General features: G+C 41.5%; 19 protein-coding genes. 4 read left to right on the top strand and 15 right to left on the bottom strand.

What is annotated here, in order from left to right; genetic code table 11:
• Positions 1 to 29: 29 nt before the first annotated feature.
• Positions 30 to 269 carry a hypothetical protein gene (locus B6A27_RS04670; RefSeq protein WP_044745580.1) on the bottom strand — a complete coding sequence of 80 codons (240 nt, stop codon included), beginning with the start codon at positions 267 to 269 and terminating at the stop codon, positions 30 to 32.
• Positions 270 to 451: 182 nt separating this feature from the next.
• Here B6A27_RS04670 and B6A27_RS04665 point away from each other — a divergent pair, with 182 nt between their 5' ends.
• Positions 452 to 715 (top strand): YhdB family protein, encoded by a 264-nt coding sequence (locus tag B6A27_RS04665; RefSeq protein WP_044745579.1) that lies wholly within the window; start codon positions 452 to 454, stop codon positions 713 to 715.
• Between the two features lie 202 nt (positions 716 to 917).
• Here B6A27_RS04665 and B6A27_RS04660 read toward each other — a convergent pair whose 3' ends face one another.
• From B6A27_RS04660 to B6A27_RS04625, 8 genes are all read right to left on the bottom strand, one after another.
• Positions 918 to 2,105, bottom strand: coding sequence for an MFS transporter (locus B6A27_RS04660; protein ID WP_236631791.1), 1,188 nt, complete (start codon positions 2,103 to 2,105; stop codon positions 918 to 920).
• Positions 2,106 to 2,124: 19 nt separating this feature from the next.
• On the bottom strand, positions 2,125 to 2,655 hold the full coding sequence (locus B6A27_RS04655) for an NADPH-dependent FMN reductase (RefSeq protein WP_080860446.1): 531 nt from the start codon (positions 2,653 to 2,655) through the stop codon (positions 2,125 to 2,127).
• A gap of 113 nt (positions 2,656 to 2,768) precedes the next feature.
• Entirely contained in the window at positions 2,769 to 3,401 is a 633-nt protein-coding gene (locus B6A27_RS04650; protein WP_066147941.1) for a response regulator, read from the bottom strand.
• The gene (locus tag B6A27_RS04645; RefSeq protein ID WP_044745575.1) at positions 3,398 to 4,534 is read right to left on the bottom strand and encodes a GAF domain-containing sensor histidine kinase; all 1,137 of its coding nucleotides are present in this window, start codon (positions 4,532 to 4,534) and stop codon (positions 3,398 to 3,400) included. Before B6A27_RS04645 ends, B6A27_RS04650 begins: the two co-directional genes overlap by 4 nt.
• Positions 4,535 to 4,980: 446 nt before the next feature.
• Positions 4,981 to 5,703, bottom strand: a complete 723-nt coding sequence (locus B6A27_RS04640; RefSeq protein ID WP_066147937.1) for an SDR family oxidoreductase — start codon at positions 5,701 to 5,703, stop codon at positions 4,981 to 4,983.
• 56 nt (positions 5,704 to 5,759) lie between these two features.
• Positions 5,760 to 7,508 carry a phospho-sugar mutase gene (locus B6A27_RS04635; protein ID WP_080860444.1) on the bottom strand — a complete coding sequence of 583 codons (1,749 nt, stop codon included), beginning with the start codon at positions 7,506 to 7,508 and terminating at the stop codon, positions 5,760 to 5,762.
• A gap of 131 nt (positions 7,509 to 7,639) precedes the next feature.
• On the bottom strand, positions 7,640 to 8,080 hold the full coding sequence (locus B6A27_RS04630; RefSeq protein WP_044745572.1) for a CBS domain-containing protein: 441 nt from the start codon (positions 8,078 to 8,080) through the stop codon (positions 7,640 to 7,642).
• 349 nt (positions 8,081 to 8,429) lie between these two features.
• Positions 8,430 to 10,112, bottom strand: coding sequence for a glycoside hydrolase family 13 protein (locus B6A27_RS04625; RefSeq protein WP_080860442.1), 1,683 nt, complete (start codon positions 10,110 to 10,112; stop codon positions 8,430 to 8,432).
• A gap of 401 nt (positions 10,113 to 10,513) precedes the next feature.
• On the opposite strand from B6A27_RS04625, the gene B6A27_RS04620 reads away from it, so the two are divergent.
• On the top strand, positions 10,514 to 10,954 hold the full coding sequence (locus B6A27_RS04620; RefSeq protein ID WP_080860441.1) for a disulfide formation protein C: 441 nt from the start codon (positions 10,514 to 10,516) through the stop codon (positions 10,952 to 10,954).
• Positions 10,951 to 11,415, top strand: coding sequence for a thioredoxin family protein (locus tag B6A27_RS04615; RefSeq protein ID WP_066147924.1), 465 nt, complete (start codon positions 10,951 to 10,953; stop codon positions 11,413 to 11,415). The genes B6A27_RS04620 and B6A27_RS04615 overlap by 4 nt, the downstream gene beginning before the upstream one ends.
• Before the next feature lie 28 nt (positions 11,416 to 11,443).
• Here the strand turns inward: B6A27_RS04615 and B6A27_RS04610 are convergent, their stop codons facing one another.
• On the bottom strand, positions 11,444 to 11,827 hold the full coding sequence (locus B6A27_RS04610) for a DUF5365 family protein (protein ID WP_369824143.1): 384 nt from the start codon (positions 11,825 to 11,827) through the stop codon (positions 11,444 to 11,446).
• 397 nt (positions 11,828 to 12,224) lie between these two features.
• Here B6A27_RS04610 and B6A27_RS04605 point away from each other — a divergent pair, with 397 nt between their 5' ends.
• Positions 12,225 to 13,148, top strand: coding sequence for an RluA family pseudouridine synthase (locus B6A27_RS04605; protein WP_080860437.1), 924 nt, complete (start codon positions 12,225 to 12,227; stop codon positions 13,146 to 13,148).
• A 165-nt stretch (positions 13,149 to 13,313) separates the two neighbouring features.
• Here the strand turns inward: B6A27_RS04605 and B6A27_RS04600 are convergent, their stop codons facing one another.
• The 5 genes from B6A27_RS04600 to B6A27_RS04580 all read right to left on the bottom strand — a co-directional run bounded on the left by B6A27_RS04600 (position 13,314) and on the right by B6A27_RS04580 (position 18,490).
• The gene (locus tag B6A27_RS04600) at positions 13,314 to 14,660 is read right to left on the bottom strand and encodes a hemolysin family protein (protein WP_080860435.1); all 1,347 of its coding nucleotides are present in this window, start codon (positions 14,658 to 14,660) and stop codon (positions 13,314 to 13,316) included.
• Positions 14,661 to 14,719: 59 nt separating this feature from the next.
• Entirely contained in the window at positions 14,720 to 15,409 is a 690-nt protein-coding gene (locus B6A27_RS04595) for a zinc metallopeptidase (protein WP_080860433.1), read from the bottom strand.
• 748 nt (positions 15,410 to 16,157) lie between these two features.
• Positions 16,158 to 16,985, bottom strand: a complete 828-nt coding sequence (locus B6A27_RS04590; RefSeq protein WP_080860432.1) for an aldo/keto reductase — start codon at positions 16,983 to 16,985, stop codon at positions 16,158 to 16,160.
• A gap of 143 nt (positions 16,986 to 17,128) precedes the next feature.
• Complete coding sequence (gene wrbA / locus B6A27_RS04585) at positions 17,129 to 17,743, bottom strand: NAD(P)H:quinone oxidoreductase (protein WP_080860430.1); 615 nt, start codon at positions 17,741 to 17,743, stop codon at positions 17,129 to 17,131.
• Positions 17,744 to 17,785: 42 nt separating this feature from the next.
• Entirely contained in the window at positions 17,786 to 18,490 is a 705-nt protein-coding gene (locus B6A27_RS04580; RefSeq protein ID WP_080860429.1) for a pirin family protein, read from the bottom strand.
• Positions 18,491 to 18,778: the final 288 nt, after the last annotated feature.

Below are 18,778 nucleotides of genomic sequence, written 5' to 3'. Positions count from 1 at the left end.
TATCGTGAAAATCATCTCAGCAGAATCGCTTAAGGCTTCGCTTCTCCTTTTTGAAAGGTGTCGGTTAAAATCCCCATAAATGTTCCAAATCCAAACATAAACATGGACGATCCCATAATCCCTAAGCTAATAATGGTGAGAAAGAAATCTTTATTGTAATTGTTTGCAATGAAGCTTAGTAAAAATAGTGCAAATCCAACGATCAACCCTACTGAAGCCATCATTTTACACATTTGTGTAATCGCTTTCCCTTCGTACCGTGTATTCATATTTATCATCCCCTTTCTTTAAGGATAATATTTTTGTCACAAAATTGCAACATTTCTAACAACTATTTTATACCATTTTCGTTTATAATTATTTTTTACCTCATTGAACAACATTTACACCACAACAAATACGCTGTACATCATAAACTAACAATAGCTCCTCGATGAAGGAGGCATGCACATTGAACACAATGGATTATGATAAAGCGTTATACTACACCCACCGTTCCGAATGGGATCATCTGCTTATTTTAATGGTACGTACACAAGATGATTTGCTTTCCAAAAAAATTGAACATTTTCTTCATGCTTATAATTTTGAGTATGATTATTCTGTCATTCAGCGACGACTCACCTCCTTGCTGCGATACATTGACCATGCTTTAGAGATGAGCGAGAGGGAGTACGATATTGGAGATGAGCCATATATACATTATTCTCCATAAAAACAAGGAAGGGATTTCCCTTCCTTGTTAGCATGTTTTATACCAGATAAAATTACTCGATTTACCGCGCATTTTTGATAAAAAGTTTGCGGCCAAACATGCCGCTTTTAATTTTATTGATCGTTTTATAAAGCGGTGTTGTTTCATCAAAAACGGCCCACACTCCATATTGATGCAAATCCTAGTGTGTGAAGTTCCCTCTCTAAATAGACAGATGATGCTCTTTTTTTACTGGAGAGGAAAACTTTATCACAGCCAAAGTAGAAATGATTAATAAGATGCTTAATATGGCATACGGAAGCAAAATATGCTGAGCCGCAACAGCGCCTGTAAACACACTTAACAATAGAGTCCGGATCATAAATCCTAAAGCGCGGAACAAACTGTCCACTCGACCCATTTTATCATTGGGGATGCTTTCCATCATCAATGAACTGCGCGCTACTCTTGCCCCCGCATTGGCAAATGCCGTAAGAACCACAAGTACATAAAAGATCGCCGTCTGTTGACATAAAAGAAACATCGTGATACTAACTGCATAAATACCGACGCTTAAAGCGACACTTCTTTCTATCGCCATGCGTTTCAATAAAATAGGAGTCACCAGTCCAGCTATAGCGGCTCCAATTCCATACACCATACTTTGGATGCCATATACGGAACTGCCTTGCTTCAGCACATCGGCAATATAAATGGGATGAAGATAATTGGTCATCATGACTCCAATAAACGGCATAAATGAAGCGAGAAGGAACCAAAATAACGATGGTCTCTCCTTCATGTAGCGATATCCTTCGAGCATCTTTTCGCGGAACAATGATTGATCCTTGCTCTCAACAAAAGAACGTTTGTACGGAATCAGCCATATGCACAAAAAGGCCAGTACATAGGTCAGTGCATCAAGCGATAAAATCCATGAAAATGGAATGTGGTCAATCATTACGCTTGCCGCTCCTCCAGATATGACCGTCGCCAACTGACCTTGAATTTCCATCATTCCATTTAACTGTTTATATTGCTCCTTAACAAATAATTCTTGATTGAAAGCAAACAAGGTTGGATAAATAAGAAAATAATAAAGGGAGCCACTTGCAAACAAAACGGCTAAATGCCAAACTTTATATTCTCCTGCTCTTCCAAGCAAAGCAAAGAGTAACGAGATGGAAAATCCTATTACCTCCCCAGCAAGCAATATTTTCTTCCGAGAAAAACGGTCGATCCACATCCCGATATATGGCGTCAACAAAAACATCATGATCGTTATCGCAGTTGTCATATATCCGAACGCCGTTTCGCCGCCGCTTTTTTGAACGAAAAGCCAAGGAATAGCTGTCATCGTAATCCCTGTTCCAATAGATGAAAAGGTATTGGCTAGTAACAAATAGTGCAATCGGCGATCCCGATAGAGGCTATTCATGATCTATCTTTAGCCATTTGGAGGCCTTCATATAACGAGTCAGAGTCGCTATAATCACATCAACCTGTTCCGCTGCTGTGGCTGTCAAACTTTTCTCTGCAAAGCTTACCGGATCCAGCACAAGCTGATTAGGAATTGCATTGGCATATACACCACGCATAACCGTTCGCATGTTATTGAGAGCATTTATGCCTCCTTTTCCTCCTCCACCAACAGCAATTAATGCAACTGGTTTATGCTCAAATTCGTTTTTTCCTAAGAAATCAAGCGCATTTTTTAGAGCCCCGCTCATCGCACTATGATACTCCGGAGAACAAAGAACAACACCATCAGCTTGTTGAACGAGCTGACGCAGGCGAATAACAGCCGGTAACAGATTTTGGCTTTCTTCCCCGTTGTATAGCGGCAATGCGGGCTTGCTTAAATCAATTAGCTCAGCTCCATAATTCTTCGCAATATATTCTGCAACGATTCCAGTTCTCCCCATTTGACGCGGACTTCCATTGATTACTACTAGTTTCATGCTCATCTCTCCTTATGATTTTTCCTATTTTTAATATAAGCTACATAAATGATCGCTAACTCCTTCAATAAACTGATTTTCTTTTACGAAAATGGACGGAAAGGACACTACAACTAAAGTCCGAGATGTTTGACAGCGTACAAAGCGGCTTGCGTGCGATCAGCAAGTCCTAGTTTTGCCAAAATATTTGATACATGTGTCTTGACTGTTTTTTCTGTAATCATTAAAGAGGCGGCAATTTCTTTATTACTTTTTCCTTTCGCAATTTCAGCCAATACTTCTTTTTCGCGCTTCGTCAGTTCCTCTATCTTATTTGCTGGCTCTTGATAATGCAAATGATTCATAACATGCGGAATCACTTTAGTGTGGAGTTCGCTTTCTCCTCTATGTATAGAACGGATAACAGCAACGAGATGATCAGGCTCAATATCCTTTAATTGATAACCAGATGCGCCAGCACGAATAGCTGGAATCACATGGTCTTGATCAGCAAAGCTTGTTAAAATGAGAATCTTCGTCTTTGGAGATCGTTCCTTCATTTTCTTCGTCGCTTCAATTCCATCCATGACCGGCATAACAAGATCCATGATAACAAGATCTGGCTGATGCTCCATAACAAGTTGAACGGCTTCCGCGCCATTTGCCGCCTCTCCAACAACCTCAATGTCTTTTTGAGTTTTTAAAAAAAACACTAACCCTCTTCGTACGATATGATGATCATCGACAATTAACACTTTTATACTCACAATTTCCCCTCCTTCTTTAGTGGGATCGATAATTCAATTGCTGTTCCCTTTCCAATGGAGCTTTTCATACTAAAAACGCCGTTTACTGCTTCTACCCGTTCTTTCATGCTCTTCAATCCCAGCGATAACGTTTCTGCTCCTGTATAATGAAATCCGCACCCTTTATCGCTAATTTTTACAGCCACGCGTTCGTTTTGCACGGACAGCATGATCTCCACTTCGGAAACACCAGCATGCTTTTTACAGTTATTTAACGCTTCTTGTCCGACCCGCCATAAGCATTGTTCGATTTCATTGGGTAAATCAAGCACTCCTTCAATATCAAGCTTTACATTTAATCCAAGCATTTTGCTATAGTTCATCAATGCGCTGGCAACACCATTTTCTAAACCTTGGGGACGAAGCTGCCAAATTAAGGCTCGCATTTCATGAAGCGCCTCTTGTGCTAATGTTTGCATATGCTCTAGCGCTTCTTTTATGTTTTCTTCTGTCGCTATTTCCTTGGCACCGCTCGCTGTCAGCAGCAATGAAAACAGCAATTGGCTGACCGAGTCATGCAAATCGCGCGCCAGTCGATTTCGCTCCGCAAGCAAGGCAAGCTTTTGTTCATTTTCCACAAGCTTTATACGTTTAATAGCCGTTCCGATCTGATAAGCAACTGACTCTAAAAGAGCTAGTTCCTCTTTGGAAAAACGCTGTTTATGAGGAGAAGCAACATTTAAAATCCCAAACTGCTCGTCTCCGGCACGCAAAGGAACGGTCGCATGATGAGTAATTCCGTTTGTTTCTCCTCGATTTTTTACTATCGCTTCTTTTAGCCGTTTGCACTCGATAATATTGACGGCGTTTTTCAGTCTGCCATCCTGATAACGCTCTAAACACCAGCATATCCCTTCACACATCGGTTTTTTATTTTCTCTCATTAAAGCAGGCGGCAATTCATAATCAGCCATTAAAGTATAGGTTCCATCTTCTTCAACCCAAAAAATCCATCCGCATTCCAGTCCTGTAACATCGATTAGCTGTCTTAACACCGTCGGCAGCATTTCTTGCAAATCATTGGCCTCATTTAATGTTTCAGCGATCGTTTTCATCGTCTGCAATGCCTGAACACGCTTCATCTCTTTTGCCATTTTCTTTCTCCTTTCTGTCAGGATTCAAGCTTCCTCTTATGAATTTCCTGATAACCATTCGCCAAAAGTGAATCCACGCAACGAACGATCAATGACTGGTGGAAAATGAGCTTGCCTTCGTTCATATATTCGTGTGACCAAGCTTGAACCATGCTGCCTTCGATGCAAACGTGTGAAATAGCTCATTGTTTTGGTTTAATCGTTGAAAACGAAAACAATATTTATCATTAAAATCCCCATGCTAAAAGATGCGATTCCAGCTGCTATAAAAAAAGACAATGCCGAAAAAGGCATTGGCCCAGACTGTTGGACAAACGCTTTCAAGACAGTCTGAGATGGAAAAAAAGAACTCAATGGAGGCTTAAAATGATTGTAGACAAAGTCAAAATTGACTTTGTCTACAATCTGAATGCATGCCGCAATAGGGATGGTCCTTTCCTTACCCGCTAAACAACTGGATATGTCTGTATAAACGGATGAAGCACAATCTCATCAATAAGCATATGCTTAGGAGCGCTAGCCATGTAAATCACGGCATTGGCCACATCACGCGCCTGTAGCCATTTTTGCTTTTCCGGTGCTCCTTGCACCGAATTCGCAAAATATGTATCCACCATTCCCGGGTTGATCGTACCAACGCGAATGCCATATTCTCTCGCTTCCTGTGCAAGCGAACCAGAAAAACCTTGTACCGCATATTTTGTCGCCGTATAAGCCGCTCCATTAGGGATCGTATAGCGCCCCACATCCGAAGAAATAGTAATAATCGTTCCTGTTCTCCGCTCTTTCATATGAGGAAGGACCGCTTTTGTTCCAATAAATACTCCTTGGACATTAACTTCAAAAATCTTTTTCCATTCTTCGAGCGTTGTTTCCTCTATTGGCTTAAAAAATCCGATTCCCGCGTTATTGACTAAGATATCAATTTGTCCAAACTGCTTCAGCGTTTGGGCCACCAATTCACTCATTTGCTGTTCATTTGCTACATCAGCTTGAAATGTTTCCACAAATGGCGCTCCCTGCTCCTTCAGTTCCTTTCCGGTCTGATGAATCGTCTCTGAGCTTCCAACGAGCGCCAGTTTTGCCCCATGCTGAGCCAGTTGAAAAGCAATTTCTTTTCCGATTCCGCGTGAAGCACCTGTGACAATCGCTACTTGATCTTTTAACACGGTCAACATCCTTTCTGCTGCTATATCCTTTTTTTTAAACATACGAGACTTCATGCTTAGCGGCTAGCGGATTCATTTAAATAAGCATGCACCTGCTTCATAACAGCTTCAGACAATTCGTGTAAACGCTGTTCACTATCATCCATCGAACGGCCTTTCACACCAAAATAAACTTTGGCCTTTGGCTCAGTTCCTGACGGGCGCAAGCAAAACCAAGATCCATCCTCCAGATAGTATTTTAACACATTAGATTTAGGCAGCGTAATGGCCGTGACCTCTCCGGTTGCTGTTTCTACGCGCTCACGGGCTTCATAGTCTTCGATCATCACAATTTTCTTTCCAGCGACCTCCGTTGGCTGATGCTGTCGGAAAGAAGCCAACAGAGCTTGAATTTGCTCCGCCCCTTCTTTTCCTTTCAATGTGAGCGATTCCAATCCTTCGCGATAATATCCATACTGCTCAAATAACTGCATTAAAGCATCATATAAAGACAGCCCTTGCTTTTTATAGAAGGCGCATACTTCAACTGCCAATGCAGCTGCTTGAATCGCGTCTTTATCGCGCGCGAAATCGCCAATTAAGTAACCGTAGCTTTCCTCATAGCCAAACAGAAAAACATATTGCTTTGTCTGTTCATACTCTTTAATTTTTTCCCCAATAAATTTAAAGCCTGTTAACGTATCGACTGTTTCAATTCCAAATGATGCAGCAATATCGCGGCCAAATTCCGATGTCACAATCGTTTTTAAAGCGACTCCGTTTTCAGGAAGGATTCCTTTTTTCTTTTTTTGCGACAAAATATAATGAAGCAGTAAACCGCCTGTTTGATTTCCTGTTAATACAACATATTCACCCGTTTCGTTTTTTACGGCAATCCCAAGCCGATCCGCATCTGGGTCTGTAGCGATGAGCAAATCTGCTTCCATCTCTTTCCCGAGTTGAATGGCCCGTTCAAATGCTGCATGCTCCTCTGGGTTTGGAGAAGAAACAGTTGAAAAATTCGGATCGGGAAGCTCCTGCTCTTTTACCACAGCAACGTGCTTATAACCAAACGCTTCAAGAGCGCGGCGCAACGGCTTATTAGCTGTGCCGTGAAGCGGCGTAAAGACCACTTTCACATCAATTTCTTTAGGAAGCTCTGGATTAAGGGAAATTGTCTTTATCTGATCGATATAGGCTTGATCGATCTCTTCTCCAATGATTTGAATAAGTCCTTTTTCTTTTAATACTGCTTCTTCTTCCACATGGAGAGCTAATTCATTTTCCACTTTATTCACATAATGAATCACTTGATCAGCGGCATCGGGCGGAAGCTGTCCACCATCAGGGCCATATACCTTATACCCATTGTATTCTGGCGGGTTATGGCTTGCAGTAATCACAATGCCTGAAAATGCCTTTAAATAGCGCACGGCAAATGAAAGCTCTGGTGTCGGACGGAGCTCATTGAATACGTATGTTTGAATTCCATGTGTAGCCAAAGTTCGCGCCGCTTGCATCGCAAATTCTGGCGATTTATGCCGAGAATCGTAAGCGATAACAACCCCTCTTTTTTTCGCTTCTTCTCCGAACGACTCTATGTATCTTGCTAACCCTTCAGATGCTTTACGAACTGTATATATGTTCATACGGTTAACCCCTGGGCCAATTTCTCCGCGCATCCCGCCCGTGCCAAATTCCAAATTTTTATAAAAGCAATCCTCCAGCCATTTCTCATCCCTGCTTTTTTGCTGAAGTTCCTGCTTTATCTCTTTTTCTAAATGCTCATAAGTCATCCATTGCTCATACTTGCTTTTCCAGTTCATTGCCATATCCCTCCCTGCAAAATTCCCTTACTTTTGTATTCGTCACCATCATACGATATTCCTGTTCTAAAAAAAAGCAAATGTTTATTTAGCACAAAAAGGATGCCCCTTGATTAGAGGCATCCTTTTTGTTATTCTTGTGGCTGGGAAGGCTCAGAAATATTGGTAAGGGCTTGTTCTGCAGCATTGTCATACTGCTGATTAGTAGCAATATCCCCTAGAGCCACAATCCCGCGAAGCTGGTTGTTTTCAACAATCGGCAAACGGCGAATTTGATGCTGAGCCATCACATTTGCAGCTTCTCCCACGCTCATATTTGGCGTTCCTGTCACAAGGTTCGTTGACATTACTTGGGACACCGGAATGGAAGCGCCTTTTCCATCTGCCGTTGTACGCAATGTAATATCACGGTCTGTAATGATTCCTCTTACTTGACCGTTTTCTACAACCGGAAGAGCGCCAACATTTTTCTGGCTCATAAGCTCGGCGGCTTCTTGAACCGTTTGATTCGGAGAAACTGTCGCTACATTTTTTGTCATAATGCCTTCAACAGTGTTGTTATTCAATGTCATCCTCTCCTTTCATCGATTATTGTCACCACTTTGTTCGGATATATAGATAGAAAATAATGTTTGCACACGTATGCTCATGATCCAATAAACACCAATAAAAAGACTGAATCCCTCGGTTTTTTGTCGCGAACTAAGCATGATTATAGGATATCGTTCTTGAACAACGAATGCTTTGCCAACAAATGAATTTGCCGCTGGCGTTCTTGTTTAGGGAAAAGTTAGAAAGGGTTGTGCTTAGCCATTTCGCATGTTAATAATGGATCATCAACATTTTTAATGTTTGCATATTTTTATCTCGTCATCGTCAAAATAAAAACGGGCGCTGTACATCAGGCCGCCCGTTTTCCTTTTATTGTATTTTATAAACGCGTGCTTCCCATGGACGCAAGCGAATTTCATGAAGCTCTTCGCTTTCCTCGACAGGATAATTGTGAATAAGCAGCTCTTTTGCAGTATATACAATATCCTCAGGCAGGCGAAAAACAGGGGTCTCGTTCGAAAAGTTCGTGATCACCACCAATTTTTCGTTTTCAAGGGCTCGCGTATAAGCATAAATCAATGGATGGTCTTCTAAAATTAAATGGTACGTTCCATATACAATAACAGGATGCTGCTTGCGAAGCTGTATCAGTTTTTTGTAATAATGAAAAACCGAATCCGGATCTTGAAGTGCCGCTTTTGCATTGATTTCTTTATAATTTGGATTGACCTGAATCCAAGGCGTTCCATCGGTAAAACCAGCGTGTTTGCTATCATCCCATTGCATCGGCGTTCGTGCATTGTCACGCCCTTTATAATAAATTTTTTCAAGCACGGCTTGCGGGTTCTCACCGTACTTTTCAACATATTCTTTATACATATTAAGTGTTTCAATATCGCGGTAGTCTTCGATCGATGAAAAACGGACATTGGTCATTCCAAGTTCTTCCCCTTGATAAATATACGGCGTTCCCTGCATCATATGAAGAAAGGTCGCCAGCATTTTGGCAGACTCCACGCGATATTGCTTATCATCTCCAAAACGGGATACGGCGCGGGGCTGATCGTGGTTATTTAAATAAAGGCTATTCCATCCTTTTCCTTCTAACTCTTTCTGCCATTTTGTCATTGTTTTTTTCAAATCAGCCAACTTCCACGGCCGAATATCCCATTTTCCTCCAGGGCCAGAATCTAAATCAACATGCTCAAATTGAAATACCATATTTAGCTCGCATCGAGCCGGATCGGTATATAAAATTCCTTCTTTTGGAGTCACACCTGGTGTTTCGCCGACCGTCATAATATCGTAATGGGATAACACCTCCCGATTCATTTCCTGCAAAAATTCATGCACATGCGGTCCATTCATAAAATATCGGCTGCCCGATGCATATTTCTTCCCATCGTATACTTCTCCATCCGGCAGTTCGGGCACTTTCGAAATCATATTGATAACATCCATTCGAAAGCCATCGACCCCTTTGTCGAGCCAAAACCGCATCATTTCATAAATTTCTTTCCGGACATTTGGATTTTCCCAATTCAAATCTGGCTGCTTTTTTGAAAACAAATGCAAATAATACTCTCCAGTTGCTTCATCATACTCCCATGCCGAACCGCTAAAAAACGACTCCCAATTGTTTGGTTCCTTCCCTTCCTTTCCCGGGCGCCAAATATAATAGTCTCGATAGGCATTATCCTTTGATTTCCGCGATTCGATAAACCATGGATGTTCATCCGATGTGTGATTGACCACTAAATCCATCACCAATTTAATACCGCGCCTATGCATTTCTGACACCATTTCTTCCCAATCTTCCATCGTTCCGAATTCATCCATAATATTTCGGTAATCGCTAATATCATATCCATTATCATCATTAGGCGATTGATATACAGGAGATAGCCAAACCACATCAATTCCGAGTTCTTTTAAATAATCAAGCTTAGAAATAATCCCGCGAAGATCGCCAATTCCGTCACCGTCAGCATCCTTAAAGCTGCGCGGATAAATTTGATACACAACCGCCTCTTTCCACCACTTCTTCTCCATTCTCATCACTCCCATCTATGTCTATATGAAAACGATTTCATATATATGTATTTTACTACAAGATCCTACCTGTGCCTACTAATTTTACATTTTTCCTATCCTCCGCTATAATGAAACTATTCAAAATACATAACGGTAGATCCCATCGCATGCACGGCCACACGTGTATATGGAATGCAGCTTGCCATGCTAATTTTCGACGATCGGGCGGCCAAACAATGGCGTTATATGCCCCTGATGAAAGCAAGTCCACACGCTTGCTTCCGGTCGTCCGCTTCTTCTGCCTTTCTGTTTATATGGATAATCCATCATTGGAAGATTCAAGCTTGCCATAGACGGCAAACCGTAATAGGCATCACACACATCGTGCAAAAATTAAAAAAGATAGTAGGGAGCATGATATGAGTCGAAAGGAAAAAATGCTAGAAAATTTATTGCTGGGTGCATGGGGAACTGCTCTAATCGCCACATTAGGAAGTCTTTATTTTTCGGAAGTGATGAAATTCATACCATGTGATCTTTGCTGGTTTCAGCGCATTTTTATGTATCCGCAGGTCATTCTTTTAGGACTAGCAGCTATTCGCAAGGAATATAGCATGGCACGATATAGCTTGGCGCTGTCTGTGATCGGCGGCACGATTTCACTTTACCATTACTTAATCCAAAAAGTGCCTCTACTCCAAGAGCATGCGATTACTTGCGGCCGCGTTCCATGCACAGGCCAATACATTAATTGGTTAGGCTTTATCACCATTCCATTTTTAGCGCTCACAGCGTTCTCCATCATTAGTCTACTAAGCACGTTCATCATCCGAACAGTGAAGGAAGGGAATTTCAATTGAAAAAAATCTTGATTTTCGGGACCGTTATCCTCGCTTTATTCTTAGCAATCTCTTGGATCACGTCTTATCAGCAAACTGAAAAAGCAAAAGACAATCCTTATAAAAAAGAAAAGTTAGATCCCGCCACCATTGAACAGCTGGATGATCCAAACTACAAAAACCTCATCCTACCAGATGAGCTTGCTAAAAAGCTCGATAATCATGAAACGGTGACAGTATATTTCTATAGTCCTACTTGCCCACACTGCGAAAAAACAACACCGATCGTCGTTCCACTTGCCAAAAAAATGGGCATTGACTTGAAATTGTTCAATTTGCTTGAGTTTGAAGACGGCTGGGATACGTATCATATCGATGGGACACCGACCATTGTCCACTTTGAAAATGGCAAAGAAGTAAAGCGAATTGACGGATACCGTGAGGAAAACGTTTTTCGCGATTGGTTCGAATCGATTAAGTAAAAAGGGCTCTCATCAGCAAGAGTCCTTTTTACATGACCCAATCATTTTGCGGCCGCGAATACATGCTAAAAATACGGCGGCGTTTTTTCCGGAACTGGTCAATAGTAAACGGAAAGGATATTCCAAACTTCCCAAGCAACTGAACATTCCGTGCAAATAAATGATGATATCCTTCTTGGATACCATGATGTTCAATGCACTCAATGACGGTAAGGAGCGATTGCAAGGCCGAAATCAATTGGAATGCTTCTTTCATCGTGCCGTTATATCGCAAACCTTCCATAGAGAGAATTTGCAACTGTTCAAATTTTTGAATCTGCTCATCGTCAAAATAACACGGAAATACTTCGCTATAAAAACAATGAATTAAATCGCCGATATGTTCCTCATGCTCTTTTGTCGCTGCATTCACTACCTTCAATGCTACATACCACCTTTTTCTACTACATTCTACTCTTGCATGTTCAGATCGTTCAACGATACTATGAGTGTATCATACATACTGAATCAATAGTGAAAGAAATTATTTCCACAATGCAAGAATCTCCCATCGGTTTCTTACTGCTATTGTTTCATGACTCTATTAGCGGTAGTGGACGTTACATGTAAAAATGATCGATATAACTCGATCCCTTGGGAGGACGATCCGTTTTTGACGGTCAGGCGACCAAATAAGGAATGTTCTAAAAGCTATATGGTTTGTCCCAATCGCCTAACTCTTGTTGAATTTAGAGCGTAATAGGCCAAAACGGGGCGCACGCTGTTGGCTATCTCTCTGCACTACTTATTCAGTTTATAAATGATAGAAAATGAAGGTGAAAAATGTGCTAACAATTCGCAAAGGAGAATGGCTAGAATTTACTGTACCGTCCGACTGGCACGGACAAACGATCGAATCTTTATTAAGGACCATGTGGAATTCACCAAAAAAATGGCTTCATCAACTCCGAATGGAAAAAGGAGTGAGAGTAAACGGAGAAACAGTGTCTTGGCAAACCCGCCTGCAAAAAAACGACCGATTCCAGATATGGGTGTATAAACCTGAGACGTCCGACATTTTACCAAACTATCAGGAGCTTGATATTTTGTGGGAAGACGAGCATCTTATCGTCGTAAATAAGGCTGCTGGAATGGAGGTCCATCCAACCTCTCCCAATCAAACAAACACATTATCCAACATTGTAGCAGCCTATTTTCAAACAAAGGGGATTTTTACAAAGGTTCGGCATATCCATCGCTTGGATCGGGATACATCAGGAGCTATTTTATTTGCTAAACACGCTTTGGCAGGTGCCATATTGGACCGTATGCTGGAACAGCGGCAAATCAAACGAACCTATGTAGCTCTTGTTCATGGAATTTTAAAGGAGAAAAGCGGAAGCATTGACGCACCAATCGGACGGGATCGCCATCATCCGACAAGGCGAAGGGTATCAAAAACCGGCCTGGCCGCTGTAACCCATTATCGGGTTCTCGATACGGACTTTAAAAAGCAAACTTCATTGGTCGAACTTACGTTAGAGACAGGACGCACACATCAAATCCGCGTGCATATGAGCTATATTGGTCATCCTTTAGTCGGCGATCTTTTATATGGGGGAAGCGCCCAACCATTGTCAAGACAGGCGCTTCATGCATTCAAGCTCGATTTCCCGCACCCTTTTACCAATGAATTCATTCGCTGCGTAGCTCCTTGCAATGATAAATGGCTGCCTAATACCCTCTGGTCATAAAGCTTGCCTTGCAGACGCTTTTATCATGCACCATTAGTCTCGCTCGGCTGCATTGATCGTCTGCAAGCGTTTTTCTTCAATCGCCATCCATAGATGAGGATGAAAATAGCTGTAGACAAAGTCCAAATGGACTTTGTCTACAGCTTAGCTTTGTACACTTTGCTATCAATAATGAAATTGGGCCTCTCCATCACCATGTAGCGAATGATCTTCCTCTTGAGCTTCCTTTCTCGTGACTTCAATCGTTTTTACATGATGACCATCCATCTCCAGCACCTTCAACCAGTAATGATCCACCTCGATGCTGTCGCCTTCTTTGATATCATAGTGTTCTGTTAAAATCCAGCCGCCGATCGTATCAACGTCACTATCATCAATTGACAGACCAAATAAATCATTGACCTCGCTAATCAACACTTTTCCATCAACCACTGTATGCAGATCATCAATTTTTTGGATTAACGGAAGCTCATCAACGTCAAACTCATCTTGAATTTCACCAACAATTTCCTCCAAGATATCTTCAACCGTAACAAGTCCTGACGTTCCGCCATATTCGTCCACTAAAATCGCCATGTGAATACGTTCTTTTTGCATTTTTACAAGCAAATCATGAATGGCAATCGATTCAATCACTTGAATGATTGGACGAATATAATCCTTTAGCTCCTTCGTTTGTGAGCGATTAGCGACGAGATCTGTAAATACTTCCTTTACATTAATTAAACCGAGAACGTGATCTTTATCTCCATCAATCACCGGATAACGTGTATACTTTTCTTCTTTAATGATCTCTAGATTTTCTTGAATCGAATGATTGATATCAAGAGCTACAATCTCTTTGCGCGGTACCATGATCTCCTTTGCCACCCGGTCATCAAAACGGAAAATGTTATTCACGTATTTATATTCCGACTGGTTAATTTCCCCGCTTTTATAGCTCTCTGATAAAATAAGCCGCAATTCCTCTTCAGAATGCGCAAGCTCATGCTCTGACGCAGGCTTCAAGCCAAACAAATTGGTTACAAGGCGTGCAGATGTATTCAGTGTCCAAATAAATGGATACATGAGCTTATAAAACAAAATAAGCGGCTTTGCTGTAAATAATGTAATAGCTTCAGCTTTTTGAATTGCGAATGTCTTCGGCGCCAGTTCACCAACAACCACATGCAAAAACGTAATGCTAGCAAAGGCAATAATAAAAGACAAAACATGCGAGAGAGATTCGGATAAATCCAATCCTTCAAACACCGGCAGGAGCATTCGCTCAACAGTCGGCTCCCCTAGCCAACCTAATCCTAACGATGTAATCGTAATCCCAAGCTGGTTAGCTGATAAATACTCATCCAAATTTGAAATAACATTTTTCGCGGCAATCGCACGTTTATTTCCTTCGCTAATCAATTGATCGATTCTTGATGTCCGCACCTTGACGATAGCGAATTCCGAGGCAACGAAAAAGCCGGTAATCGCAATTAATAAAGCCACTATCACTAAATTAAATATGTCCAATTAGTTTCCGCACACGTTGACCGTGTGCGGATTACACCTCCTACAAAACGAATTGTATGTTACTCTTCATCGTTATTGCTTTGGGTAAAGATAAGTATATATTTCAACAGCTCAAGCACCGAAATAAGCGCAGCGGCCACATAAGTCAAAGCGGCTGCCCCCAGCACCTTGTTCACTCCACGCTCCTCTTCACGCTGGATAATTCCTTCAGCAAGCATAAATTTCTTCGCTCTTGAGCTTGCATTAAATTCAACGGGCAGCGTGACGAGTTGAAACGCTACGGCAAAGGAAAAGAAAATAATGCCTAGTCCAATAAGGGAAAGCTGCTTAAAAAGAAATCCCGCTATTAATAAGAACGGAGCGGCTCCAGATGTGAAATTAACAATCGGGAACATGCGGTGGCGAAGCACTAGCGCTCCATATGATTGCTTATGCTGGACAGCATGGCCGACCTCATGCGCTGCCACAGAAACGGCGGCGATGGAACGTCCGTAATATACTGGTTCTGATAGGCGAACAGCACGGGAAATCGGATCATAATGGTCCGTTAATCTTCCTCGAACTGGCTCAACAGGCACCTGATAAAGACCATTGCGGTCTAAAATCATTCTGGCCACTTCCGCTCCCGTTAATCCGGAAGAAGCTAATACTCTTGACCATCTTTCAAAGTTTCCCGAAACTTTAAATTGCGCCCACAGAGAAATGCCAAATGCAATCATAATTAAAAAATCCATCGGATGAAAAAACATTCATAAACCCTCCGTTAATGGTCGCATAACATCATGAAAAACATGTTATACTATTTAATATTTTACTGTACCTCGCATTTTTTCGTCAAACAAAGTCCTCTTTACCCTTTAGTATGGAAAAAATGAATACATATACAAATTCCTTTTTATTCTTGTCCGCTTTTTCAAGATGATTCGCTCCATCTTTTTTATCATGCTCATAGCTTATTCTCTTCTCCCCTTCAGCCGTGTTTTCGCCATATCAAATTGAGGGAACCTTTCGATCTTTTCGTTTTATTGGATCTCCATGATTCGCAAATGGAGCCAATGCCGAAGTCATGTATATATAGACGTAGCTCTTGTTCTATTTCATCGTTGGGTTTCAGAACAAGAAGCTTCTCCCCCCTATAAAATTAAAAAGGCTTCCATCATGAAGCCTTAAATTGATGATAAACATTTTTATCCTCCATCAATGGCGATCGCTCTTCCGCTTATGAGCTTCTTTCGTGCGATTTGCACCTCCCAGCTGCATTCTTTATTTGTGTTTTCAAGCCAGTTTGATGTGGAAGCATCGCTACAAATGGAGGCTATTAAAATGGTTGTAGCCAAAATCCATGTTCACTTTGACTACAACCTGAAAACCTTCTCTTATGACACCTTTTTACAGCAAGCAACCTTTTTTCTCACAGTACGACGTCTTAGAGATGAAAGGATACATGAATCTCTCCCAACTCCACTTTATAAGGTGCGAAACTTCTTAGTGAATATGTTAAAAATTAAAATTATCTGGATCGGGACCGATCCGCTCATTTTTATTGAGGGAATTAATTTTCTCCATGTCCTCTGCCGTTAATTCAAAATCAAAAATGTTTGCATTTTCTTTAATACGATGTGGAGTGACTGATTTTGGAATAGTCACCACTTCGTTTTGCAAATCCCAGCGAAGAATCACTTGTGCCGGTGATTTTCCATATTTCTTTCCGATTTCAATTAAAGTGGAATCATGAAGCAATTCCCCTTGCATAAGCGGCGACCAAGCCTCCAACTGAATTCCATGCTGTTTGCAGAAGGATCGAAGCTCTTCTTGAGTAAGGCGCGGATGATACTCCACTTGGTTTACCATTGGCTTAATTTGACAATCCGCAAGCAAATCTTCTAAATGATGAATCTGAAAATTACATACTCCAATAGCGCGCACGCGGCCATCTTTGTATAGCTGTTCAAGCGCACGATACGTATCCTTATACTTCCCTTTTACAGGCCAATGAACCAAATAAAGGTCCACATAATCAAGACCAAGCTTTTGCAAACTGTCCTCAAACGCTTTTAATGTAGTATCATATCCTTGATCTGAATTCCACACTTTTGTAGTAACAAAAAGCTCTTGGCGCGGCACGCCAGATTCCTTTATAGCCTGGCCGACTCCTTGTTCATTTTTATAGACTGCGGCTGTATCAATATGACGGTATCCTACTTCAATCGCTGTTTTCACCGCTTGAACTACTTCCTCGCCATCCTTTACTTTCCAAACACCAAATCCAAGCCACGGCATTTTGACACCATTATGTAAGATCGCTCCATCATGTAAGCTGTTCATTGCTTCTCCTCCTTCCAATTTTTATGTTTTCATTATCGCTTTTTTTGCTTTTAAAAGGCAAAAGATATGCTTGATCAAAAAACCGGCTTCTTATCGTCCTGTGGCGATGTTAGAAGCCGGTTTCATCTGATCTCATGAATTTTTTATTTTTGTAAACCGTTTTTCACCCATTGGGCGACTTGCACCGTGCGTTTTGCTTGATGTTTGACAGCCGCCTCAGCATCTTCAGCAATATTGCCGTTTTGATCTACTGTTACACTTGTACCATACGGATTTCCTCCGCCAGCAAAAATCGCCGGATCGGTATATCCTGGCGCTGCCACAATGGCCCCCCAATGATACATCGTTGTGTACAATTGCAAAATGGTTTGCTCTTGACCACCATGAGGATTTTGAGCGCTTGACATAGCACTTACCACTTTGTTGACAAGCTTCCCTTGGAACCAAAGCCCCCCTGTTGTGTCTAAAAATTGTTTAAGCTGCCCTGGAACATTGCCAAATCGGGTTGGTACGCTGAAAATAATCGCATCTGCCCATTCCAAGTCATCTAGCGTAACCGTTGGAACATCTTTTGTTGCTTCCACATGTGCCTTCCAAGCAGGGTTAGATTCAATGGCTGCCGCTGGAGCAAGCTCAGGAACTTTTAATACCTTTACGTCTGCCCCTGCGTCTTTCGCTGCTTCTTCTGCCCATTTCGCTAATTTGTAATTGGTTCCGGTAGAACTGTAATAGATGATCGCTAAGTTGACATTGGTCATATCCATTCTCTCCTTTATAAATATATAATCTCATTCCGCCTTTTAAGGCAGATCAATGAGCATTACCCGCGTATCGGTCTCAGCGGCTATTTTTAATTGAGGGGTTTGAGCCATTCGTGCAGAATCTCGTTTATATAGATTAACTTCCTCGTTAACTTTCAATTCTCCATCAATCACAAACAGGAAAATGCGACGGCCGCCCTCCTGCTCAAATATGATCTCATTTCCCGCTTCGATATCTGACAAATAGATGGTTAAATCCTGATGAATGTGCGCCACATTAGGAGATTGTGGGTTTTTCGCTACAACAGGAAGCCATTGGTTTTTCAATTGGCTTATATCAAAGTCGGTTTTCTCATAAGACGGAGCAAGGCCGCGACGTTCTGGCAAAAACCAAAGCTGCAGCAAATTCACATCCTCTGTCGCTGATGGATTCACTTCAGAATGAACAATTCCAGTTCCTGCCGACATTCGCTGAATGCCGCCAAATGTAGTAATGGCTTCATTGCCTAAACTATCTTTATGCTTCAGCTGACCGCTAAGCACAATCGACACAATCTCCATCTCCTGATGGGGATGTGCACCAAATCCACGAAGTGGTTTGATCACATCATCATTTAATACACGCAAGGGGCCAAAATTTACGTTAGTGGGGTCAAAATACTCAGCAAAAGAAAAACTAAAGTACGTATCTAACCAACCATGAGTGGCATGATATCTTTCATCTGCCGGATATATTTGAATCAACCTAGCTCACATCCTCCCAAAAGTCAAAAATCTCGAAATCGAGATAATAAATTTTGATCTAATAAATTTTTAATTCGAGATTTATTATACAAACAATAAATGCCATTGTCAACCTATTTTGAATAAAAAAACATACACTTCCTTTTTTACTTTTTTGTATGAGCATGGAGCCTATATAGTGTAATGACGGCTGAAGGAAAATCTACTTCTTTGCCTTCGGCCGCCGATTTTTCTGAAGATATTGGTTCATGCTGAACCATGCTCTTTCAAAAGCAATACAGTCAGCAT

This window comes from Anoxybacillus sp. UARK-01 (genome assembly GCF_002075365.1).
Classification (GTDB): domain Bacteria; phylum Bacillota; class Bacilli; order Bacillales; family Anoxybacillaceae; genus Anoxybacteroides; species Anoxybacteroides rupiense.
This window is presented reverse-complemented; position numbering and strand designations above follow the sequence as displayed.

Excerpts from the sequence above, each read along its gene's own strand:
- B6A27_RS04620 (WP_080860441.1), top strand. The coding sequence starts at position 10,514 with ATGAGTCGAAAGGAAAAAATGCTAGAAAATTTATTGCTGGGTGCATGG.
- B6A27_RS04630 (WP_044745572.1), bottom strand. The coding sequence starts at position 8,080 with ATGACATTGAATAACAACACTGTTGAAGGCATTATGACAAAAAATGTA.
- B6A27_RS04590 (WP_080860432.1), bottom strand. The coding sequence starts at position 16,985 with ATGAACAGCTTACATGATGGAGCGATCTTACATAATGGTGTCAAAATG.
- B6A27_RS04625 (WP_080860442.1), bottom strand. The coding sequence starts at position 10,112 with ATGGAGAAGAAGTGGTGGAAAGAGGCGGTTGTGTATCAAATTTATCCG.
- wrbA (WP_080860430.1), bottom strand. The coding sequence starts at position 17,743 with ATGACCAATGTCAACTTAGCGATCATCTATTACAGTTCTACCGGAACC.
- B6A27_RS04655 (WP_080860446.1), bottom strand. The coding sequence starts at position 2,655 with ATGAAACTAGTAGTAATCAATGGAAGTCCGCGTCAAATGGGGAGAACT.
- B6A27_RS04645 (WP_044745575.1), bottom strand. The coding sequence starts at position 4,534 with ATGGCAAAAGAGATGAAGCGTGTTCAGGCATTGCAGACGATGAAAACG.
- B6A27_RS04635 (WP_080860444.1), bottom strand. The coding sequence starts at position 7,508 with ATGAACTGGAAAAGCAAGTATGAGCAATGGATGACTTATGAGCATTTA.
- B6A27_RS04605 (WP_080860437.1), top strand. The coding sequence starts at position 12,225 with ATGAAGGTGAAAAATGTGCTAACAATTCGCAAAGGAGAATGGCTAGAA.
- B6A27_RS04670 (WP_044745580.1), bottom strand. The coding sequence starts at position 269 with ATGAATACACGGTACGAAGGGAAAGCGATTACACAAATGTGTAAAATG.
- B6A27_RS04595 (WP_080860433.1), bottom strand. The coding sequence starts at position 15,409 with ATGTTTTTTCATCCGATGGATTTTTTAATTATGATTGCATTTGGCATT.